Origin of the sequence: Aureimonas sp. ME7, assembly GCF_903970965.1 — a bacterium.
In the GTDB taxonomy this organism is placed as follows: Bacteria; Pseudomonadota; Alphaproteobacteria; order Rhizobiales; family Rhizobiaceae; genus Aureimonas.
Genome location: NZ_CAJCKW010000005.1, coordinates 173,004 through 189,280, shown reverse-complemented (window position 1 = coordinate 189,280; position 16,277 = coordinate 173,004). Strand labels below are relative to the sequence as shown.

General features: G+C 66.8%; 17 protein-coding genes. 11 read left to right on the top strand and 6 right to left on the bottom strand.

The window, feature by feature from the left end; all coding sequences use genetic code 11:
• The first annotated feature begins 57 nt into the window (after positions 1 to 57).
• A complete protein-coding gene (gene msrA, locus H7A85_RS11080; protein WP_182085992.1) occupies positions 58 to 681 on the top strand; it encodes a peptide-methionine (S)-S-oxide reductase MsrA in 624 nt (207 codons plus the stop codon).
• Between the two features lie 119 nt (positions 682 to 800).
• Positions 801 to 1,304, top strand: a complete 504-nt coding sequence (gene dps, locus H7A85_RS11075) for a DNA starvation/stationary phase protection protein Dps (protein WP_182085991.1) — start codon at positions 801 to 803, stop codon at positions 1,302 to 1,304.
• A 70-nt stretch (positions 1,305 to 1,374) separates the two neighbouring features.
• On the opposite strand, the gene fsa is transcribed toward dps, so the two are convergent.
• Complete coding sequence (gene fsa, locus H7A85_RS11070) at positions 1,375 to 2,028, bottom strand: fructose-6-phosphate aldolase (RefSeq protein WP_182085990.1); 654 nt, start codon at positions 2,026 to 2,028, stop codon at positions 1,375 to 1,377.
• 293 nt (positions 2,029 to 2,321) lie between these two features.
• Between fsa and H7A85_RS11065 the strand changes: the two genes are divergently transcribed.
• The 9 genes from H7A85_RS11065 to H7A85_RS11025 all read left to right on the top strand — a co-directional run bounded on the left by H7A85_RS11065 (position 2,322) and on the right by H7A85_RS11025 (position 10,999).
• Positions 2,322 to 4,499: a primosomal protein N' gene (locus H7A85_RS11065; RefSeq protein ID WP_244631120.1), complete on the top strand. Its 2,178-nt coding sequence runs from the start codon at positions 2,322 to 2,324 to the stop codon at positions 4,497 to 4,499.
• Positions 4,500 to 4,583: 84 nt separating this feature from the next.
• The gene (locus H7A85_RS11060) at positions 4,584 to 5,090 is read left to right on the top strand and encodes a hypothetical protein (protein ID WP_182085988.1); all 507 of its coding nucleotides are present in this window, start codon (positions 4,584 to 4,586) and stop codon (positions 5,088 to 5,090) included.
• 96 nt (positions 5,091 to 5,186) lie between these two features.
• Positions 5,187 to 5,582, top strand: coding sequence for a DUF4345 family protein (locus H7A85_RS11055; protein WP_182085987.1), 396 nt, complete (start codon positions 5,187 to 5,189; stop codon positions 5,580 to 5,582).
• A gap of 217 nt (positions 5,583 to 5,799) precedes the next feature.
• Positions 5,800 to 6,360 (top strand): F0F1 ATP synthase subunit delta, encoded by a 561-nt coding sequence (locus tag H7A85_RS11050; RefSeq protein WP_182085986.1) that lies wholly within the window; start codon positions 5,800 to 5,802, stop codon positions 6,358 to 6,360.
• Positions 6,360 to 7,889 carry a F0F1 ATP synthase subunit alpha gene (gene atpA, locus H7A85_RS11045; RefSeq protein WP_182085985.1) on the top strand — a complete coding sequence of 510 codons (1,530 nt, stop codon included), beginning with the start codon at positions 6,360 to 6,362 and terminating at the stop codon, positions 7,887 to 7,889. Before H7A85_RS11050 ends, atpA begins: the two co-directional genes overlap by 1 nt.
• A gap of 38 nt (positions 7,890 to 7,927) precedes the next feature.
• A complete protein-coding gene (locus tag H7A85_RS11040) occupies positions 7,928 to 8,809 on the top strand; it encodes a F0F1 ATP synthase subunit gamma (RefSeq protein WP_182085984.1) in 882 nt (293 codons plus the stop codon).
• Positions 8,810 to 8,917: 108 nt separating this feature from the next.
• Positions 8,918 to 10,369, top strand: coding sequence for a F0F1 ATP synthase subunit beta (gene atpD / locus H7A85_RS11035; protein WP_182085983.1), 1,452 nt, complete (start codon positions 8,918 to 8,920; stop codon positions 10,367 to 10,369).
• Entirely contained in the window at positions 10,369 to 10,602 is a 234-nt protein-coding gene (locus H7A85_RS11030) for a glutathione S-transferase (RefSeq protein WP_348519698.1), read from the top strand. Before atpD ends, H7A85_RS11030 begins: the two co-directional genes overlap by 1 nt.
• Positions 10,595 to 10,999, top strand: a complete 405-nt coding sequence (locus H7A85_RS11025) for a F0F1 ATP synthase subunit epsilon (protein ID WP_182085982.1) — start codon at positions 10,595 to 10,597, stop codon at positions 10,997 to 10,999. Before H7A85_RS11030 ends, H7A85_RS11025 begins: the two co-directional genes overlap by 8 nt.
• Positions 11,000 to 11,064: 65 nt before the next feature.
• Here the strand turns inward: H7A85_RS11025 and H7A85_RS11020 are convergent, their stop codons facing one another.
• The 5 genes from H7A85_RS11020 to H7A85_RS11000 form a co-directional block, all read right to left on the bottom strand.
• Positions 11,065 to 11,589: an N-acetyltransferase gene (locus H7A85_RS11020; RefSeq protein WP_182085981.1), complete on the bottom strand. Its 525-nt coding sequence runs from the start codon at positions 11,587 to 11,589 to the stop codon at positions 11,065 to 11,067.
• The gene (locus tag H7A85_RS11015) at positions 11,589 to 12,101 is read right to left on the bottom strand and encodes an RNA pyrophosphohydrolase (RefSeq protein WP_182085980.1); all 513 of its coding nucleotides are present in this window, start codon (positions 12,099 to 12,101) and stop codon (positions 11,589 to 11,591) included. Before H7A85_RS11015 ends, H7A85_RS11020 begins: the two co-directional genes overlap by 1 nt.
• Positions 12,102 to 12,182: 81 nt before the next feature.
• Positions 12,183 to 13,352 carry a divergent polysaccharide deacetylase family protein gene (locus H7A85_RS11010; RefSeq protein ID WP_182085979.1) on the bottom strand — a complete coding sequence of 390 codons (1,170 nt, stop codon included), beginning with the start codon at positions 13,350 to 13,352 and terminating at the stop codon, positions 12,183 to 12,185.
• Between the two features lie 191 nt (positions 13,353 to 13,543).
• Entirely contained in the window at positions 13,544 to 14,890 is a 1,347-nt protein-coding gene (locus H7A85_RS11005) for a S41 family peptidase (protein ID WP_182085978.1), read from the bottom strand.
• Entirely contained in the window at positions 14,880 to 16,274 is a 1,395-nt protein-coding gene (locus H7A85_RS11000; protein WP_182085977.1) for a peptidoglycan DD-metalloendopeptidase family protein, read from the bottom strand. The genes H7A85_RS11005 and H7A85_RS11000 overlap by 11 nt, the downstream gene beginning before the upstream one ends.
• Positions 16,275 to 16,277: the final 3 nt, after the last annotated feature.

Here is a 16,277-nt window from a genome sequence, read left to right as displayed (position 1 = left end):
CGCCGCGTTCCCGGCGCCGTATCTCGTCGGAAGACCTGCGGCGGGAGTTCCTTTGAGATGATGCGTTCGATCCTTGTTCGGCCGGGTGCGGCGGCGCTCGGCTTTTTCATGTTTCTTTCGCCGCTCGCGGCGCAGGCCGACGAGGCGATCTTCGCGGGCGGCTGCTTCTGGTCGATGGAAACCGACCTCGACCATGTCGACGGCGTCACCGCGACGCAGTCCGGCTATATCGGCGGCACTCTGAAGAACCCGACCTACCAGGACGTCATCACCGAGACGACCGGGCACTACGAGGCGGTGAAGGTCACCTACGATCCGGCGAAGATTTCCTATGACCAGCTTCTGAATGCCTACTGGCATTCGATTGACCCGACGGATGCCGGCGGCCAGTTCTGCGATCGCGGCCCGTCCTATCGCACGGCGATCTTCCCGGTGAACGACGCGCAGGCGAAGGCCGCGAAGGCGAGCCTCGTTTCCGTTCAGGACGAACTCGGCAAGCCGGTCGCCACCACGGTGCAGAAGACGGCGACCTTCTATCCGGCCGAGGACTACCATCAGGATTACGCGCGGAAGAACCCGGGCCACTACAAGCTCTACCGCACCGGATGCGGACGCGACGCGCAGGTGCGTGCCGTCTGGGGCGCCAAGGCGCAGGCCGAGCTGAAGGGCAAGATGGGCTGATCGCGTTCGGAGGCGTTCCGGACGCAGGGAACCGATCGGCCGCCCCAAGCGTATCGGAGCCGACGCGGCTAAGCTCGATCCCGGGCGGCCGCCTTACGTTCGGTTCCAGGAGTTTTTCGATGGCCAAGAAGGGCACGACCCCGATCCATCCGACCAAGAACAGCATGAACGAGAACCTGCGCCGCTCGATGGTCGAGCTTCTGCAGGTGCACCTCGCCTCGTCGATCGACCTCAGCTATTCCGCCAAGCAGGCCCATTGGAACGTGAAAGGCTCGAACTTCATCGGCGTCCACCTCTTGTTCGACCGCCTGCACGAGGAAGCGGAAGGTTATGTCGACACGATCGCCGAGCGTCTGACGGCGCTGGGCGGTCAGGCGCGCGGCACGGTTCAGGCGTCCGCCGAAGGCACGATCCTCGACCCGTATCCGCTGGATCTCGTCGATTCGATGGATCACCTGAAGCGACTCGCCGACAACTACGCCAAGTGGAGCGGTGCGCTGCGCGAGGCGGTCTCGGAGGCCGACGAAGCCGGCGACGACCTGACCGCCGATCTCTTCACCGAGGTCGGGCGCGGGATCGACAAGTCGCTCTACTTCCTGGAAAGCCACTTCCAGCGCGCCTGAGCGATCCGTTTCCACCAACGAAAAAGGGCGGCCACCGGGCCGCCCTTTTTTGCATTCTCGGCTCTACCGATCAGGCGATCGTCTGGCCGGTCTTCTTCCAGTCGGCCACGAAGCCTTCGAGGCCCTTGTCGGTCAGCGGATGCTTGACGAGCGCCTTGAGGGTTGCCGGCGGCACGGTCGCGACGTCGGCGCCCAGAAGCGCCGCTTCGCGCACATGGTTCGGCGTGCGGATCGAAGCGGCCAGGATTTCTGTCTCGAAGTCGTAGTTGTCGTAGATCCGGCGGATGTCAGCGATCAGCTCCATGCCGTCGATGTTGATGTCGTCGAGGCGGCCGATGAAGGGCGAGATGTAGGTCGCGCCGGCTTTCGCCGCGAGCAGCGCCTGGTTGGCCGAGAAGCAGAGGGTCACGTTGGTCTTGAAGCCGTCCTGCGTGAAGTGCTTGCAGGCCTTCAGCCCGTCCAGCGTCAGCGGCAGCTTGATGACGATGTTGGGCGCGATGTCGGCGAGGATCTTGCCCTCGCGCATCATGCCGTCGAAGTCGATCGAGGCGACCTCGCCCGATACGGGCCCGTCGGTGACCTCGCAGATATCCTTCAGGAGCTCCTTGATCGGCCGGTTGGCCTTCAGCACCAAGGACGGGTTGGTGGTGACGCCGTCGATCAGGCCCGCTTCCTGAAGCTCCTTGATCTCGGCGATATCACCGGTGTCGACGAAAAATTTCATGGAATTCGTCCTTCGCGTTCTCCGGCGGCCGGGCGGCCGACCCCTCTCGGGACCCTCGGCCTTCGGCCGTCGATCCTCGTGCTTCGTGGTGATATAGGAGCGGATAAGGGAAGCAAGAAGGAAAACGGGCCGGTTTCGGGCGTTTGAGGGGCAGCCCGGCTCTTTCAACGTGCCCGGCGTTCACCGATATGAAGGGGAGCCGGCGAACCGCGTGGCGTTCCCAGCCCGAACCGATCCCGATCATGGAGCCCGTCCTGCCTGCTTCGACCGATCTGCTGTTTGCGCGGGAAGACGTGCCGGAGACCCGCGCGCAGGTGGTGCCCGTCCTCGTACCCCTGCCGGCGGACAAGCCGTATTCCTACCGCGTGCCCGAGGGAATGGTGGTGGAGCCGGGCTCGATCGTTCAGGTGCCGCTCGGGCCGCGACAGGTCGCGGGCGTCGTCTGGGACGCGATGGGCGATCCGGTCGACCCGAAGAAGCTGCGCGCGATCACCCACGTCTTCGACTGCCCGCCGATCGACGCCACCATGCGCCGCTTCGTGGACTGGGTCGCCGACTACACCTTGTCGCCGCCCGGCCTCGTCGCGCGCATGGTGCTGCGCGCGCCGGCCGCCTTCGACCCCGAGCCCATGGTGGACGGCTTGCGGGCGACCGGCACGCTCCCGCCCCGGATGACGCCGACGCGCGCGCGCGTGATGGAAACGGTCGCCCATTCGCCGGAATGGACGCGCTCCGGGCTCGCCAATGCGGCCGGTGTCGCCGTCTCGGTCGTGGACGGCCTCCTGAAGAACGGCGCGCTGGAGCCGATCCGCCTGCCGCCCCATCCCGCCGTGCCCGAGCCCGACACCTCGCATCGCCGGGCCGAGCTGACCCCGGCGCAGAGCGAAGCCGCCGAGCGCCTCGGCGCGGCGGTGGAGCGCGGCGGCTTTTCGGTGAGCCTTCTGGAGGGGGTCACCGGCTCGGGCAAGACGGAGGTCTATTTCGAGGCGGTCGCCAAGGCGCTGGAAGCCGGGAGCCAAGTGCTGATTCTCCTGCCCGAGATCGCGCTGACGCAGAGCTTCATCGATCGCTTCCACGCCCGCTTCGGCGCAGAGCCGGCGCAATGGCATTCCGACGTGCCCCCGCGCATGCGCGAGAAGGTCTGGCGGCAGGTGGCCGAGGGCCGCATCAAGGTCGTGGCCGGCGCGCGCTCCGCCCTGTTCCTGCCCTTCACGAACCTCGGCCTCGCGATCGTCGACGAGGAGCACGACCCCGCCTACAAGCAGGAGGACCGGACCTTCTATCACGCGCGCGATATGGCGGTGGTGCGCGGGCGGGGCGGGGAGTTCCCGGTGATCCTGGCCTCCGCCACGCCCTCGCTGGAAAGCCGCGTCAACGCGCGGGCCGGCCGCTACGCCCATGTGCCGCTGGAAAGCCGCTTCGCGGACGCGGCACTGCCCGACCTGTCGCTGGTGGACCTGCGCCGCCACGCGCCGCCGCGGGGCAAGTTTCTTTCCCCTGTCCTGCGCACTGCGATCGAGGAAACGATTGGGCGTGGCGAGCAGGCGCTCCTGTTCCTCAACCGTCGGGGTTATGCGCCGCTGACGCTCTGCCGCGCCTGCGGCCACCGGTTCCAGTGCACGCAGTGCTCGGCCTGGCTGGTGGATCATCGCCTGCGTGGCGTTCTCCAATGCCACCATTGCGGCCATCAGCAGCACCGGCCGGAAGCCTGTCCCGCCTGCGGCACGCTCGACCATCTCGTCGCCTGCGGACCCGGCGTCGAGCGGATCGCCGAGGAAATGCTGGAAACCTTCCCGGAAGCCCGTACCATCCTCCTGTCGTCGGATCTTCCCGGCGGCGCGCGACGCCTGCGGCGCGAGCTCGACGCGGTGGCGGACGGCGAGGCCGATATCGTGATCGGCACGCAGCTCGTCGCCAAGGGGCACCACTTCCCGCTGATGACGCTGGTCGGCGCGGTGGACGCCGATCTCGGCCTGTCCAACGGCGATCCGCGCGCGGCCGAGCGCACGTTCCAGCTTCTCCATCAGGTGACGGGCAGGGCGGGGCGCTCGGGACTGCCGAGCCGGGGAATGATCCAGACCTATACGCCGGAGCATCCGGTGATGCAGGCGCTGATATCAGCCGATCCGTCGCTGTTCTACGACCGCGAAGCGAGCGAGCGTGAGCGGGCGGGGCTTCCGCCCTTCGGGCGCCTCGCCGCGATCATCGTGTCGGCTGACACGCGGCGCGAAGCGGAGGAGCACGGGCGCCAGCTGCGCATCGCCGCGCCTGAGGACATGGACATCGAGGTTCTGGGCCCGGCGGAAGCGCCGCTCGGCCTCGTGCGGGGTCGCCACCGGTTCCGCCTCCTGTGCCAGGGCGGGCGCCGGGCGCCGCTCCAGGCCTTCGTGCGCGCCATGCTGGCCGCCGCCCCGAAGGCGCGCGGATCGGTGCATGTGCAGGTCGATATCGATCCGCAAAGCTTTCTTTAGGAAACGCGGCAGATTTCTCCGCTCGCGCTCTTGCGATCCCCCCGCCGATCCGTCCATTTCGAATCCGCGGCAGGAGGGAGAAGCATGATGGGATGGAAGCGTCGGGCGATCGCGGTTCTCCTGCTGGCTTCGAGCTCCCCCGGTTCCGCCTTCGCGCAGGCGCTTGCGTCCGGACCCGAGACGCCGGCAGGTCCACCCGCCGCGCAGGACCAGATCTTCTGGTACCCCGCTCCTTCGCGATGCACCTACTTCACGCCGGACGCCAAGCGCGCCTTCCGCTACGACGACCCCGACACCTGGCGCTTCGCCTTTCTGGTGATGCGCGAGACGAAGGGCGAGAAGCCCGTCGAGCGCGGCTACGTCATGGTGGACGGGACCTTGCGAGAACTCGAGATGGTTCGAACCGGGGCGGACGCGAATCAGTCCATCGTGACGGTGTGGCGCTCGCCCGGCGAACCTCGCGTGAACGTGAACGTGACGGTGAGCGAAACGGGGCGCGAGGGCGAGGCCGTTTCGCTGGCCGGGCGCATGACCTTGATTCGCGGCGAGGGCCGCAAGGAAACGGAGATCGAGGGCACCTGCTCCGGCTGAAGAGGGTGCCTTTGCGCCGCTGGGGATATCGGCTAGACCCGGCGCATCCGACGTTTCCGCCGCCCCTTGTTTCCGGCGGCTTCCCCGCGAGCTCCCATGCAGTTCACGCTTCCCGTCACCACCGCCGATACGCTGCCCTTCGTGGCGGCCGCCTTCAGCGTGCTCTACGGTCTCTTCGCCCTTTTCGCGCCGGGCTATTTCTTGCGCATGGCCAAGCTTCAGCCGATCACCGAGCGGCGGGTCGGGTTGTCGGAAATCCGTGGAACGCTGGCGGGTTTCCCGCTCGGTGCTGGGCTGGCGACGCTGTTCTTCTTCGATCAGCCCTTCATGCAGATGACGCTGGGCGCCGGCTGGCTGTTCGTCGCGTTCGGGCGGCTCGTGTCGATCCTGTCGGACGATGCTTCCACCTTCGGCAACTGGCTCTGGCTTCTCCTCAACACCGCGCTGGCCGCCGCCTGTCTCGCCCCCGTCTTCGGTCTCGTTCCCGCCTGAGGCAACGCCCGCGTAAACCATAGCGAGAAGCCGCGTTTGGAAGGGCCAAGCTCGGTTGTGGAGTGGGAAACGCTGTGCTAGACGACCCCCACGTCGCGGGTCAGCCCTGGGTCAGTTTCCAGGGGTTTCGCGAAATTTTTTCGACCAGTTCTCGTCGCCTTCGTGAACCCCATCGGGGGCGGTGCGGGAACGCAGACAAGAAGAGAAGCGATCGTCCGTGGCACAATCCTCCTCTCCGGTTTCCGGAGTCGCCGAACGCTACGCCCAGTCCCTTTTCGAGCTTGCTCGCGACGACGGTTCGATCGACGCGACGGAGTCCGAACTCCTTCAATACCAGCAGCTGGTCGATGAGAACTCCGACTTCCGGCGCCTCGTGGAAAGCCCGGCCTTCACCTCCGACGACCAGCTTCGCGCGCTGACGGCCGTGGTCGCCGAGACGCGCCCGAGCCAGCTCGTCGGCAACTTCCTGAAGGTGATCGCGGCTAACCGCCGCCTGTTCGCCTTCCCTTCCATCGTGCGCGGTTTCCGCCAGATGGCCGCCGCCCATCGCGGCGAGGTCGAGGCCGAGGTCGTCAGCGCGCATGCCCTCACCGACGACCAGCGGCGCGAGCTTCGCGACGCGCTCCACGCCTACACCAACAAGACTGTCACCATGCGCGAAAGCGTCGATCCTGCGATTCTGGGCGGCCTCGTGGTCCGCATCGGCTCGCGCCAGATCGACAACTCGCTTCGCACCAAACTCTCATCCCTTAAGCTTGCGCTGAAAGAGGTCGGCTGATGGACATCCGGGCCGCGGAAATTTCCGCAATCCTCAAGAACCAGATCAAGAACTTCGGCAACGAGGCGGAAGTCTCCGAGGTCGGTACGGTTCTTTCCGTCGGTGACGGCATCGCCCGCGTCTACGGCCTCGACAATTGCCAGGCCGGCGAGATGGTCGAGTTCCCCGGCGGTGTGCGCGGCATGGCGCTGAACCTCGAGTCCGACAATGTCGGCGTCGTGCTCTTCGGCTCGGACCGCGACATCAAGGAAGGCGACACCGTCCGCCGCACCGGCGCGATCGTGGACGTTCCCGTCGGCAAGGGCCTCCTCGGCCGCGTGGTCGACGGGCTCGGCAATCCGATCGACGGCAAGGGCCCGATCGACGCCACCGAGCGTCGCCGCGTCGACGTCAAGGCGCCCGGCATCATCCCGCGCAAGTCGGTCCATGAGCCGATGTCGACCGGCCTCAAGGCCATCGACGCCCTGATCCCGGTCGGCCGCGGCCAGCGCGAGCTCGTTATCGGCGATCGTCAGACCGGCAAGACTGCGATCCTGCTCGACACGTTCCTGAATCAGAAGCCGGCGCACGACGCGGGCAACGAGAAGGACAAGCTCTACTGCATCTACGTCGCGATCGGTCAGAAGCGTTCGACCGTCGCCCAGTTCGTGCGCACCCTTGAGGAGCGCGGCGCCATGGCCTATTCGGTCGTGATCGCGGCGACCGCCTCGGACCCCGCGCCCATGCAGTACATCGCCCCCTTCGCCGGCTGCGCGATCGGCGAGTATTTCCGCGACAACGGCATGCATGCCGTGATCGGCTACGACGACCTGTCCAAGCAGGCTGTGTCGTATCGCCAGATGTCGCTCCTCCTTCGCCGTCCGCCGGGCCGCGAAGCCTATCCGGGTGACGTGTTCTACCTTCACTCGCGTCTCCTCGAGCGCGCTGCCAAGCTCAACGACGAACTCGGCTCCGGCTCCTTGACCGCGCTTCCGGTCATCGAGACGCAGGCCAACGACGTGTCGGCCTACATCCCGACCAACGTGATCTCGATCACCGACGGCCAGATTTTCCTTGAAACCAACCTGTTCTACCAGGGCATCCGCCCGGCGGTGAACGTCGGTCTGTCGGTCAGCCGCGTCGGCTCGGCCGCGCAGGTCAAGGCGATGAAGCAGGTCGCCGGCTCGATCAAGGGCGAGCTCGCGCAGTACCGCGAGATGGCGGCCTTCGCGCAGTTCGGCTCGGATCTCGACGCCTCGACGCAGCGCCTCCTCAACCGCGGCGCACGCCTGACCGAGCTTCTGAAGCAGCCGCAGTTCTCGCCGCTGAAGACGGAAGAGCAGGTCGCGGTGATCTTCGCGGGTACGCAGGGCTATCTCGACAAGCTCAAGGTGACCGATGTCGGTCGCTTCGAGGAAGGTCTCCTGTCCTCGCTGCGCACCGAGCACAAGTCGATCCTCGACACGATCGCCACCGAGAAGGCACTGTCGGACGACACGCGGGCCAAGCTGAAGGCTGCCCTCGACCAGTTCGCCAAGTCCTTCGCTTGAACTAACGGCGCCGTCAGCGCAGGAGACTGAACCGACAGATGGCTTCGCTCAAGGAACTGCGAAATCGCATCGCTTCGGTGAAGGCGACGCAGAAGATCACCAAGGCCATGCAGATGGTCGCGGCGGCCAAGCTCCGCCGCGCCCAGGAAGCGGCCGAGGCGGCGCGCCCCTATTCCGAGCGGATGGCATCCGTTTTGGCCAACATCGCGGGTGCGATGGAGGACGGCGAGGCGCTGCCGTTGATGGCGGGGACGGGCAAGGACGACACGCATCTGCTCGTCGTCTTCACCTCCGACCGCGGCCTGTGCGGCGGCTTCAACTCGCAGATCGTGCGTCTGGTGCGCGAGCACATCCGCCGGCTCGAGGCCGAGGGCAAGACGGTCAAGATCCTGTCCGTCGGCAAGAAGGGCACCGATCTGATGCGCCGTGATTACGGCTCGAAGATCGTCGCCCGTCTCGACCACGGCGGCGCGCGCACGATCGGCTTCGACGCGGCCGAGACGGTGGCCGACAAGGTCATGGAGATGTTTGCGGCCGGCGAGTTCGACGTCGCGACGATCTTCTACTCCGCTTTCGAGAACGTCATCACTCAGCGCCCGACCGCGCAGCGGATCATCCCGGCCGAAGTGCCGGTCGCCGCGGATGCGCAGGCGTCCGGCACGAACGCGCTTTATGAGTACGAGCCGGGTCCGGAAGAGATCCTCGCCGATCTCATCCCGCGCAACATCAAGGTGCAGGTGTTCCGCGCGTTGCTCGAGAACGGAGCGTCCGAGCAGGGCGCCCGGATGAGCGCGATGGACAACGCCACGCGCAACGCCGGCGACATGATCAACAAGCTTTCGATCTCATACAACCGTCAGCGCCAGGCGCAGATCACGACGGAGCTGATCGAGATCATCGCGGGCGCCGAGGCGCTCTAAGGAATTCAATCGCGCTGCCCTTTCGGGCAGCGCGCCGGCATGACGACATGATGGGCGCCGGAGGCGAGGATCGCCGGAAGCGCCCGATACGATCGAGAGGAAACTCGCATGGCTGACACTCTGGACATCAATGGCCGCCGCGGGCGGGTCGCGCAGGTCATCGGCGCCGTGGTCGACGTCGAGTTCGACGATCACCTGCCGGAGATTCTGAACGCGCTGGAAACCGACAACAACGGCAACCGTCTCGTTCTCGAAGTCGCCCAGCATCTCGGCGAGAACACGGTCCGCACCATCGCGATGGATCTGACCGAAGGCCTCGTGCGCGGTCAGCCGGTGACGGATACCGGCACGACCATCGAAGTGCCCGTCGGCGACGGCACGCTCGGCCGCATCATGAACGTCATCGGCGAGCCGATCGACGAGGTCGGCCCGATCGAGCATTCGGCCAAGCGCGGCATTCACCAGCCGGCTCCCCCGTATATCGAGCAGAACCCCGAGTCGCAGATCCTCGTTACCGGCATCAAGGTCATCGACCTTCTCGCGCCCTACGCGCGCGGCGGCAAGGTCGGCCTGTTCGGCGGCGCGGGCGTCGGCAAGACGGTTCTGATCCAGGAACTCATCAACAACGTCGCGAAGGCGCATGGCGGCTATTCCGTGTTCGCCGGCGTCGGCGAGCGCACCCGCGAAGGCAACGATCTCTACCACGAGATGATCGAGTCCGGCGTGAACAAGGACCCGCACGAGAACGGTGGCTCGACCGCCGGCTCCAAGGCCGCGCTCGTCTACGGCCAGATGAACGAGCCCCCGGGTGCCCGCGCGCGCGTCGCGCTGACCGGTCTTACCATCGCGGAGAACTTCCGCGACCAAGGCCAGGACGTGCTCTTCTTCGTCGACAACATCTTCCGCTTCACGCAGGCGGGCGCCGAGGTGTCGGCGCTTCTCGGCCGTATTCCGTCAGCCGTGGGTTACCAGCCGACGCTGGCGACCGATATGGGTGCCATGCAGGAGCGCATCACGACGACCACCAAGGGCTCGATCACGAGCGTCCAGGCGATCTACGTGCCTGCCGACGATCTGACCGACCCGGCGCCGGCGACCTCGTTCGCCCACCTTGATGCGCGCACGGTTCTCAACCGCGCGATCTCGGAAAAGGGCATCTACCCCGCCGTCGATCCGCTCGACTCCACCTCGCGCATGCTCCAGCCCTATATCGTGGGCGAGGAGCACTACGAGGTCGCCAACCGCGTTCAGCAGATCCTCCAGCGCTACAAGTCGCTGCAGGACATCATCGCGATTCTCGGCATGGACGAGCTGTCGGAAGAGGACAAGCTGACCGTGGCGCGCGCGCGCAAGGTCGAGCGCTTCCTTTCTCAGCCGTTCTTCGTGGCCGAGGTGTTCACCGGCTCGCCGGGCCAGCTCGTGCCGCTCGAAGACACGATCAAGTCCTTCAAGGGCTTGGTGGACGGCGAGTACGACCACCTGCCGGAGGCGGCGTTCTACATGGTCGGCTCGATCGAGATGGCGATCGAGAAGGCCCAGAAGATGGCCGCACAGGCCTGATGGTGATGGACGCGTCCGAGACCCTGCGGATCGAGGACGCGATCAACACGACCTGCCCTTGGTCGGGACAACCGATCTCGGAAGGCGCGTTGACCCTTTATCGCGAACGGGTGGTCGGGTTCTGCAATCCCGGCTGCCGCGACAAATTCGAGATCGCGGTCCGTCATTTCGAGACCGCGCTTCAGGCGGAGCTCCATTTGGTGAGCGCAGCAAGGCAGGCGGATCGTGGCTGACGGCTTCAAGTTCGAACTGGTATCCCCGGAGCGTCTGCTCCTGTCCGAACAGGTTTCGGCGGTTCTGGCTCCCGGCAGCGAAGGCTACTTCACCGCCATGGCCGGTCATGCCCCGCTGATGACGACGCTGAAACCGGGCGTCGTTCAGGCGACGCTCGTTTCGGGCGGCGAGCGCCGCATCTTCGTCCAGGGCGGCTTTGCCGACATCAATCCTGAAGGGTTCACGCTGCTCGCCGAGCATGCGACCCCGGTCGAGGAGATCAATGTCGCCGATCTCGAGCAGCACATCCGCGATGCCGAAGAGGACGTCGCCGATGCCGAGGACGGTGCCGTTCGCTTGAAGGCCGAGCGGCGTTTGGCCGATCTGCGCAACGCCAAGGATGCGCTGGGGCTCTAATCGAGACTCCACATCGAAGATTCGAAAGGGCTCGGAGGTTTCCGGGCCCTTTTCTGTATCTGCGGTCAGTCGTCGGTTTCGTCTTCGCCGCTGCCGAAGGCCTTGGGATAGACGAGGATGCCGGACCAGCCGGACAGGGCGCCGGGGTCGAGTTCCAGCGCCTGGAAGTTGGGTCCTGCCCAGGGCACGATGGCGCCGCGCGCAAGATCAGCGCGGAAGCCGAGCCGGCCGTAGAAGGCGGGATCGCCGAGGACGAAGACCGAGCGCCAGCCGCGCCGGCGCGCGAGATCGAGGCCGAAGCGGACGAGGCGGACCCCGATCCCATGGCCCTGCCGATCCGGCACGACGGCGACCGGACCCAGCGCCAAGGCGCGGTCGGCGCCTTCCAAGGCCGTGAACAGCGCGTGCGCGACGAAGTAGTCCCCGTCGAGCGCGACGACGGAAATGACGTCGTGACCGGCCGAGATGATCTCATGTGGCAGGCGGGCTTCCGTGTCTCGACCGAAGGCTGCCGCATGGATCGTCTCGACGAGAACGAGCTCGCCGGCGCCCATCTCCCGGATCACGAGTTCGTCGTTCGCGCGAGCCATCACGCCGCCTCCAGATGACGGAAGGTGGCGATCACGGTCTCGTAGACCGGACGTTTGAAGGGAACGATGAGGTCGAGCGCCTCGTCCAACGATTTCCATGCCCATTCGCTGAACTCGGCCGTGTGGTTGCCGGGCGGCGGATCGATCTGGATCTCGCTTTCCTGTCCCTCAAAGCGAAAGGCGAACCATTTCTGTTTCTGGCCGCGGAAGCGACCCTTAAGGGCGATGCCGACGAGTTCGGGCGGGAGTTCGTAGCGGACCCAGTCCTTGGTGGCGTCGAGCAGGGATACGGAACGGATCCCCGTTTCCTCGTAAAGCTCGCGCTTGGCGGCCTCCAGCGCGTCCTCGCCCTCGTCGATGCCGCCTTGCGGCATCTGCCAGAGCTGGAGCGCTCCGTCCATCTCTCCCTTCGGCTCCGCAATCCGTCGCCCGACGAACACCTGACCTCGCGCGTTCAGGACCATGATGCCGACGCAGGGGCGATAGGGCAGCGTATCGGGGGAGGGGGACATGGCATCTCCGGGAGTTCGGGTCGAACCCGTTCTAACCCAAGGTCCCCCCGGATGAAACCGCGCGCCCGGCGGGCGTCGCCGTTAGGTCCGAGCTTCCGGATCGAAGGCGAGAGCCGAGATGGGAACGATCTCGATGCCGCGCTGCTGCGCGGCGGCGGTCCAGGCGGCGATGACGTCGACGGTGGTTTCGAACGCGCTGGCGCTGCCGATCGCCGTGCCCTTCGCGCGGGCGATCCGCTCCAGGACGTCGAGCTGACGGGCAATGGCATCCGGCGTCCGGTCGGCGTCGAGCACGAGATCGGCTGCGGCAAACGGCGTTCCGCTGGCGAGCGCCACATCGCGGGTCTGCGAGCGCGGCGACGTTCCGTCGTCGAGATAGAGGAGACCACGGCGGGATAGTTCGCCGAGGAAGGGCTGCAGGGCGGCGGGATCGGCGTTGAAGCGGGCGCCCATGTAATTCATGACGCCGACATAGTTGGTGAGCCGCCCCATGGACCAGCGAAGGGCATCGAAATGCCCGGCGGCCGCATCCGCGACGGTGAGCGTGTGCTCGCCCGCCGACACCTGCGGATAGCCCATGGGTTCCAGCGGCGCCTGAAGGACGAGTTCGTGGCCGCTGCGCCGCGCGCTCTGCATCCAGCGGTCGAGGCTGTTGCCCTCGGCGGCAAAGCCCAGCGTCACGCTCGGCGGCAGGTCGTTGACGGCCTTCTGCGAGCCGGTCTGGCTGATGCCGATCCCGCCGACCACGAGCGCGATGCGCGTGCCGCCCGAGCCCGACCAGGCGCCGGCATAGACGTCCAGCGGCCGCCGTCCGTCGCCGCCGCGAACGGGCAGGGCGCCCCCGTCGGTCATTTCCAAGAGTTCCTGATCCGGCAGATGGGCAAAGGCCTGCGGCTGGCGCAGCGAGCCCGGCTCCAGGACGCGGATCGAGCCGGTATAGGGATTGGCGTCGTCCACCAGCGGGCGCGTGCCCATGCCGTCCGTGATGGTGACGCCGCCATTCGGGTTCATCCGAACGATCGAGGGCTCGGGCGGCGGCGTCTCCGCGAGCTTCGCGGACAGTATCGGCTCGGGGGAGGGCGCGGCGGGCGCCGGGGCGAAATGGGGCTGCGTGGCGGCGGTGAAGGCCGAGCCGGCAGCGAGAAGCGCGATTGCGGATGCAGCCGCGATCCAGCGTCCCGTTTGCGGCGGGGAGCGGCTGTCGGTCGGCTGCAGGTCCTGGCCAAGGGGGCGGTAGAGCTCGTCACGCATGCATCCTTCATAGGACGCAGAACTGGATCGGAGCTTAGAACGTGCGGGGACGGATGATCGTCGCCGATCGGATGCCCGGCTTCACCCGGCGATCCGCCCACGGTCGTCCCGAACGGTCTCGAAGCGTTAAGGGCGAACGAAAAAGGCCCCGGCGTCGTCGCCGGGGCCCTTCGATGGAAATGGGACTCGCCTCAGTTCGCGACGGAGGCCGAGTCCTGCTTCGGCGGGAAGGCCGCGTTGGTCTTGGTGCCGCGCAGGAGTTCCAGCGCGTACTGCATCTGGAGATCGTCCTTGGCTTCCGGCGGCACGTAGTCCAGCGAGCCGGAGCCCTCGTCGCCCTCCTCGGCGCCCTGGATGTGGCCCCGAAGGGACGATTCGCCCATCTTCAGATCCTCGTCGGCCTTCAGACCCATCTGCGCCTTGATTTCCTCGGGCAGCGGCTGATCGACCTCGATGTCGGGGCGGATGCCGCGACCCTGGATGGAGGAGCCGGACGGGGTGTAGTAGAGCGCCGTCGTCAGACGCAGCGCGCCGTTGGCGCCCAGCGGAATGATGGTCTGCACCGAGCCCTTGCCGAAGGAACGCGAGCCGACGACGGTCGCGCGCTTCTGGTCCTGCAGGGCGCCGGCGACGATCTCGGAGGCCGAGGCCGATCCGCCGTTGACCAGTACCACCACCGGCTTGCCGTCCACGTCGTCGCCCGAGCGGGCGTTGTAGCGGCGGGTTTCCTCGGCGTTGCGGCCACGCGTCGAGACGATCTCGCCGCTTTCGAGGAACGCGTCGGACACGCTGACCGCCTCGTCGAGCAGGCCGCCCGGGTTGCGGCGCAGGTCGAGCACGTAGCCCTTGAGCTTGTCGGCGGGAATCTTCGACTTGATGTCGGCGATCGCCTCTTCCATGCCGGACGTCGTCTGCTCGTTGAAACGCAGAAGCTTGATGTAGCCGACGTCGTTCTCGACCGTGTGGCGCACGGACGGGACCTTGATCTCGGCGCGCTCGATCGAAAGCCGCACGGGCTGGGTCGCGCCTTCGCGCACGATCACGAGATCGACGGACGTGCCGATCTCGCCCTTCATCTTCTCGACGGCTTCGGCGAGCGTCAGCCCGCGAACCTGCTCGCCGTTGATCTCGGCGATGAGGTCGCCCGCCAGCACGCCGGCCTTGTCGGCCGGGGTCCCGTCGAAGGGCGAGATCACCTTGACGAGCTCGTTCTCCATGGTGACCTCGATGCCGAGGCCGCCGAACTCACCGCGCGTTTCGGTGCGCATATCCGCCGTTTCCTTGGCGTTCATGTAGCTCGAATGCGGGTCGAGCGAGGTCAGCATGCCGTTGATCGCGGTCTCGATCAGCTTCTGGTCGTCGGGAACGTCCACGTACTGGGCGCGCACGCGCTCGAACACGTCGCCGAAGATCGCGAGCTGGCGATAGGTGTCGGACCCGGCGGCATTGGCGACGCCGGCATGCGGGCCGACGAACGCGGTCATCGCGGTCGCACCCAAAAGCGCTCCGGCGAAGAGAATGGAGAGCTTACGTATCATTCCTCGTCCTTCCAGATGATCCATCCGCCCACCAGGGGGTCGGATCGACCGGTTTCCCGTCCTTGCGAAATTCCACGTAGAGCGAGGGTTCGGCATTCGACACGTCCGCTTCCGCCGCGCTGGCGACCCGCAACGGCCCCATGGCCGCCAACGGCTCGCCGGCCAGAACGAACTGACCAACCGCCACATCGATCCGGCTCATGCCGGCCAACACGATATGATAGCCATCGCCGGCGTTCAGGATCAAGAGTTGCCCATAGGATCGGAACGGACCCGCATAAAGGACGTGACCTTCCGCCGGTGCGGTCACGACATCGCCGGAGCGCGCCGCCAGAACGATGCCGGAAGACGGTCGCCCAATTCCGTCTCCTTCGGCAAAACGCCGTATCTGCCGGCCTGCCACGGGGCGTACGAGGCTCTTCTTCAATGTCGAAAATGGGGCGGCGGGTTCCAGTTTCGTCATTTCGCGACGCAGTGCCGCGATATCGTAGGCGCCCGCCGGCTTCTCGGCGTCCGGCGTTTCGGCGACGCGGCTCTCGGCCTCGTCCGGTGCGCTCTTCTCCGCCGCTTCGGCCTGCCGGGCGCGTTCGGCCTCGGCGGCTTCGGCCAGCCGCAGGCGCTCCTTCTCGGCCGCCTCGGCGCGCGTGGCCTCGGCTTCCAGGGTGGCGATCAGATCGTTCAGCGTCGTGGCGCGGGCGGCGAGTTCGGCGGCGCGACGGTTCTCCTCGCCGATCCGCTGGCGTCCGTCGGCTTCCAGCTTCTGCTTCTCCGCCAGAAGACGCTCGAGGCGTGCCTCTTCCTCGACCCCGCGTCGCTCGGCTTCGGCAAAGGTGGTCCGTTCGTCTTCGAGTTCCTTCCGGATCGCGGACAGCCGAGTGAGGTCTGCCACGAGCTTGGCGGTCTGCTCGCGCATTTCGGGCACCACCGCGCCGAGAAGAATGGCGCTGCGAACCGAGCCCAGCGCATCGTCTGGCTTCACCAGGAGCGCCGGGGGCGGCTTGCGGCCCATGCGCTCCAGCGCGGCCAGAACCTCGGCGAGGACGCCGCGCCGCTCGCGCAGCGACGCCTTGACGGTGCCTTCCTGACCCTGAAGGGCGGAGAGGCGCTCGCTGGAGGCCGCGAGTTCGACGGAGATGCGCTTCTGCTCGGCGGCCGCCGTGATCATCGCCTGTCGGATGCCGTCGCGGTCCGCCGCGAGCGCCGCGATCTCCTTGTCCAAGCGAGCGGAAAGCTCCTGCGAGCGGCGGATCTCGTCGCCGATCCGCTGCAACTCGGCCTGGTTGCCGGCGAGGCGGGAGGCGATGTCCTGCGTTTCCCGAGCGCCGCCGTCCGGCGCCGCGTGAGCCGGGGGAAGGACGGTCGCCGACAGGAAAAGGCCGAGCATCAA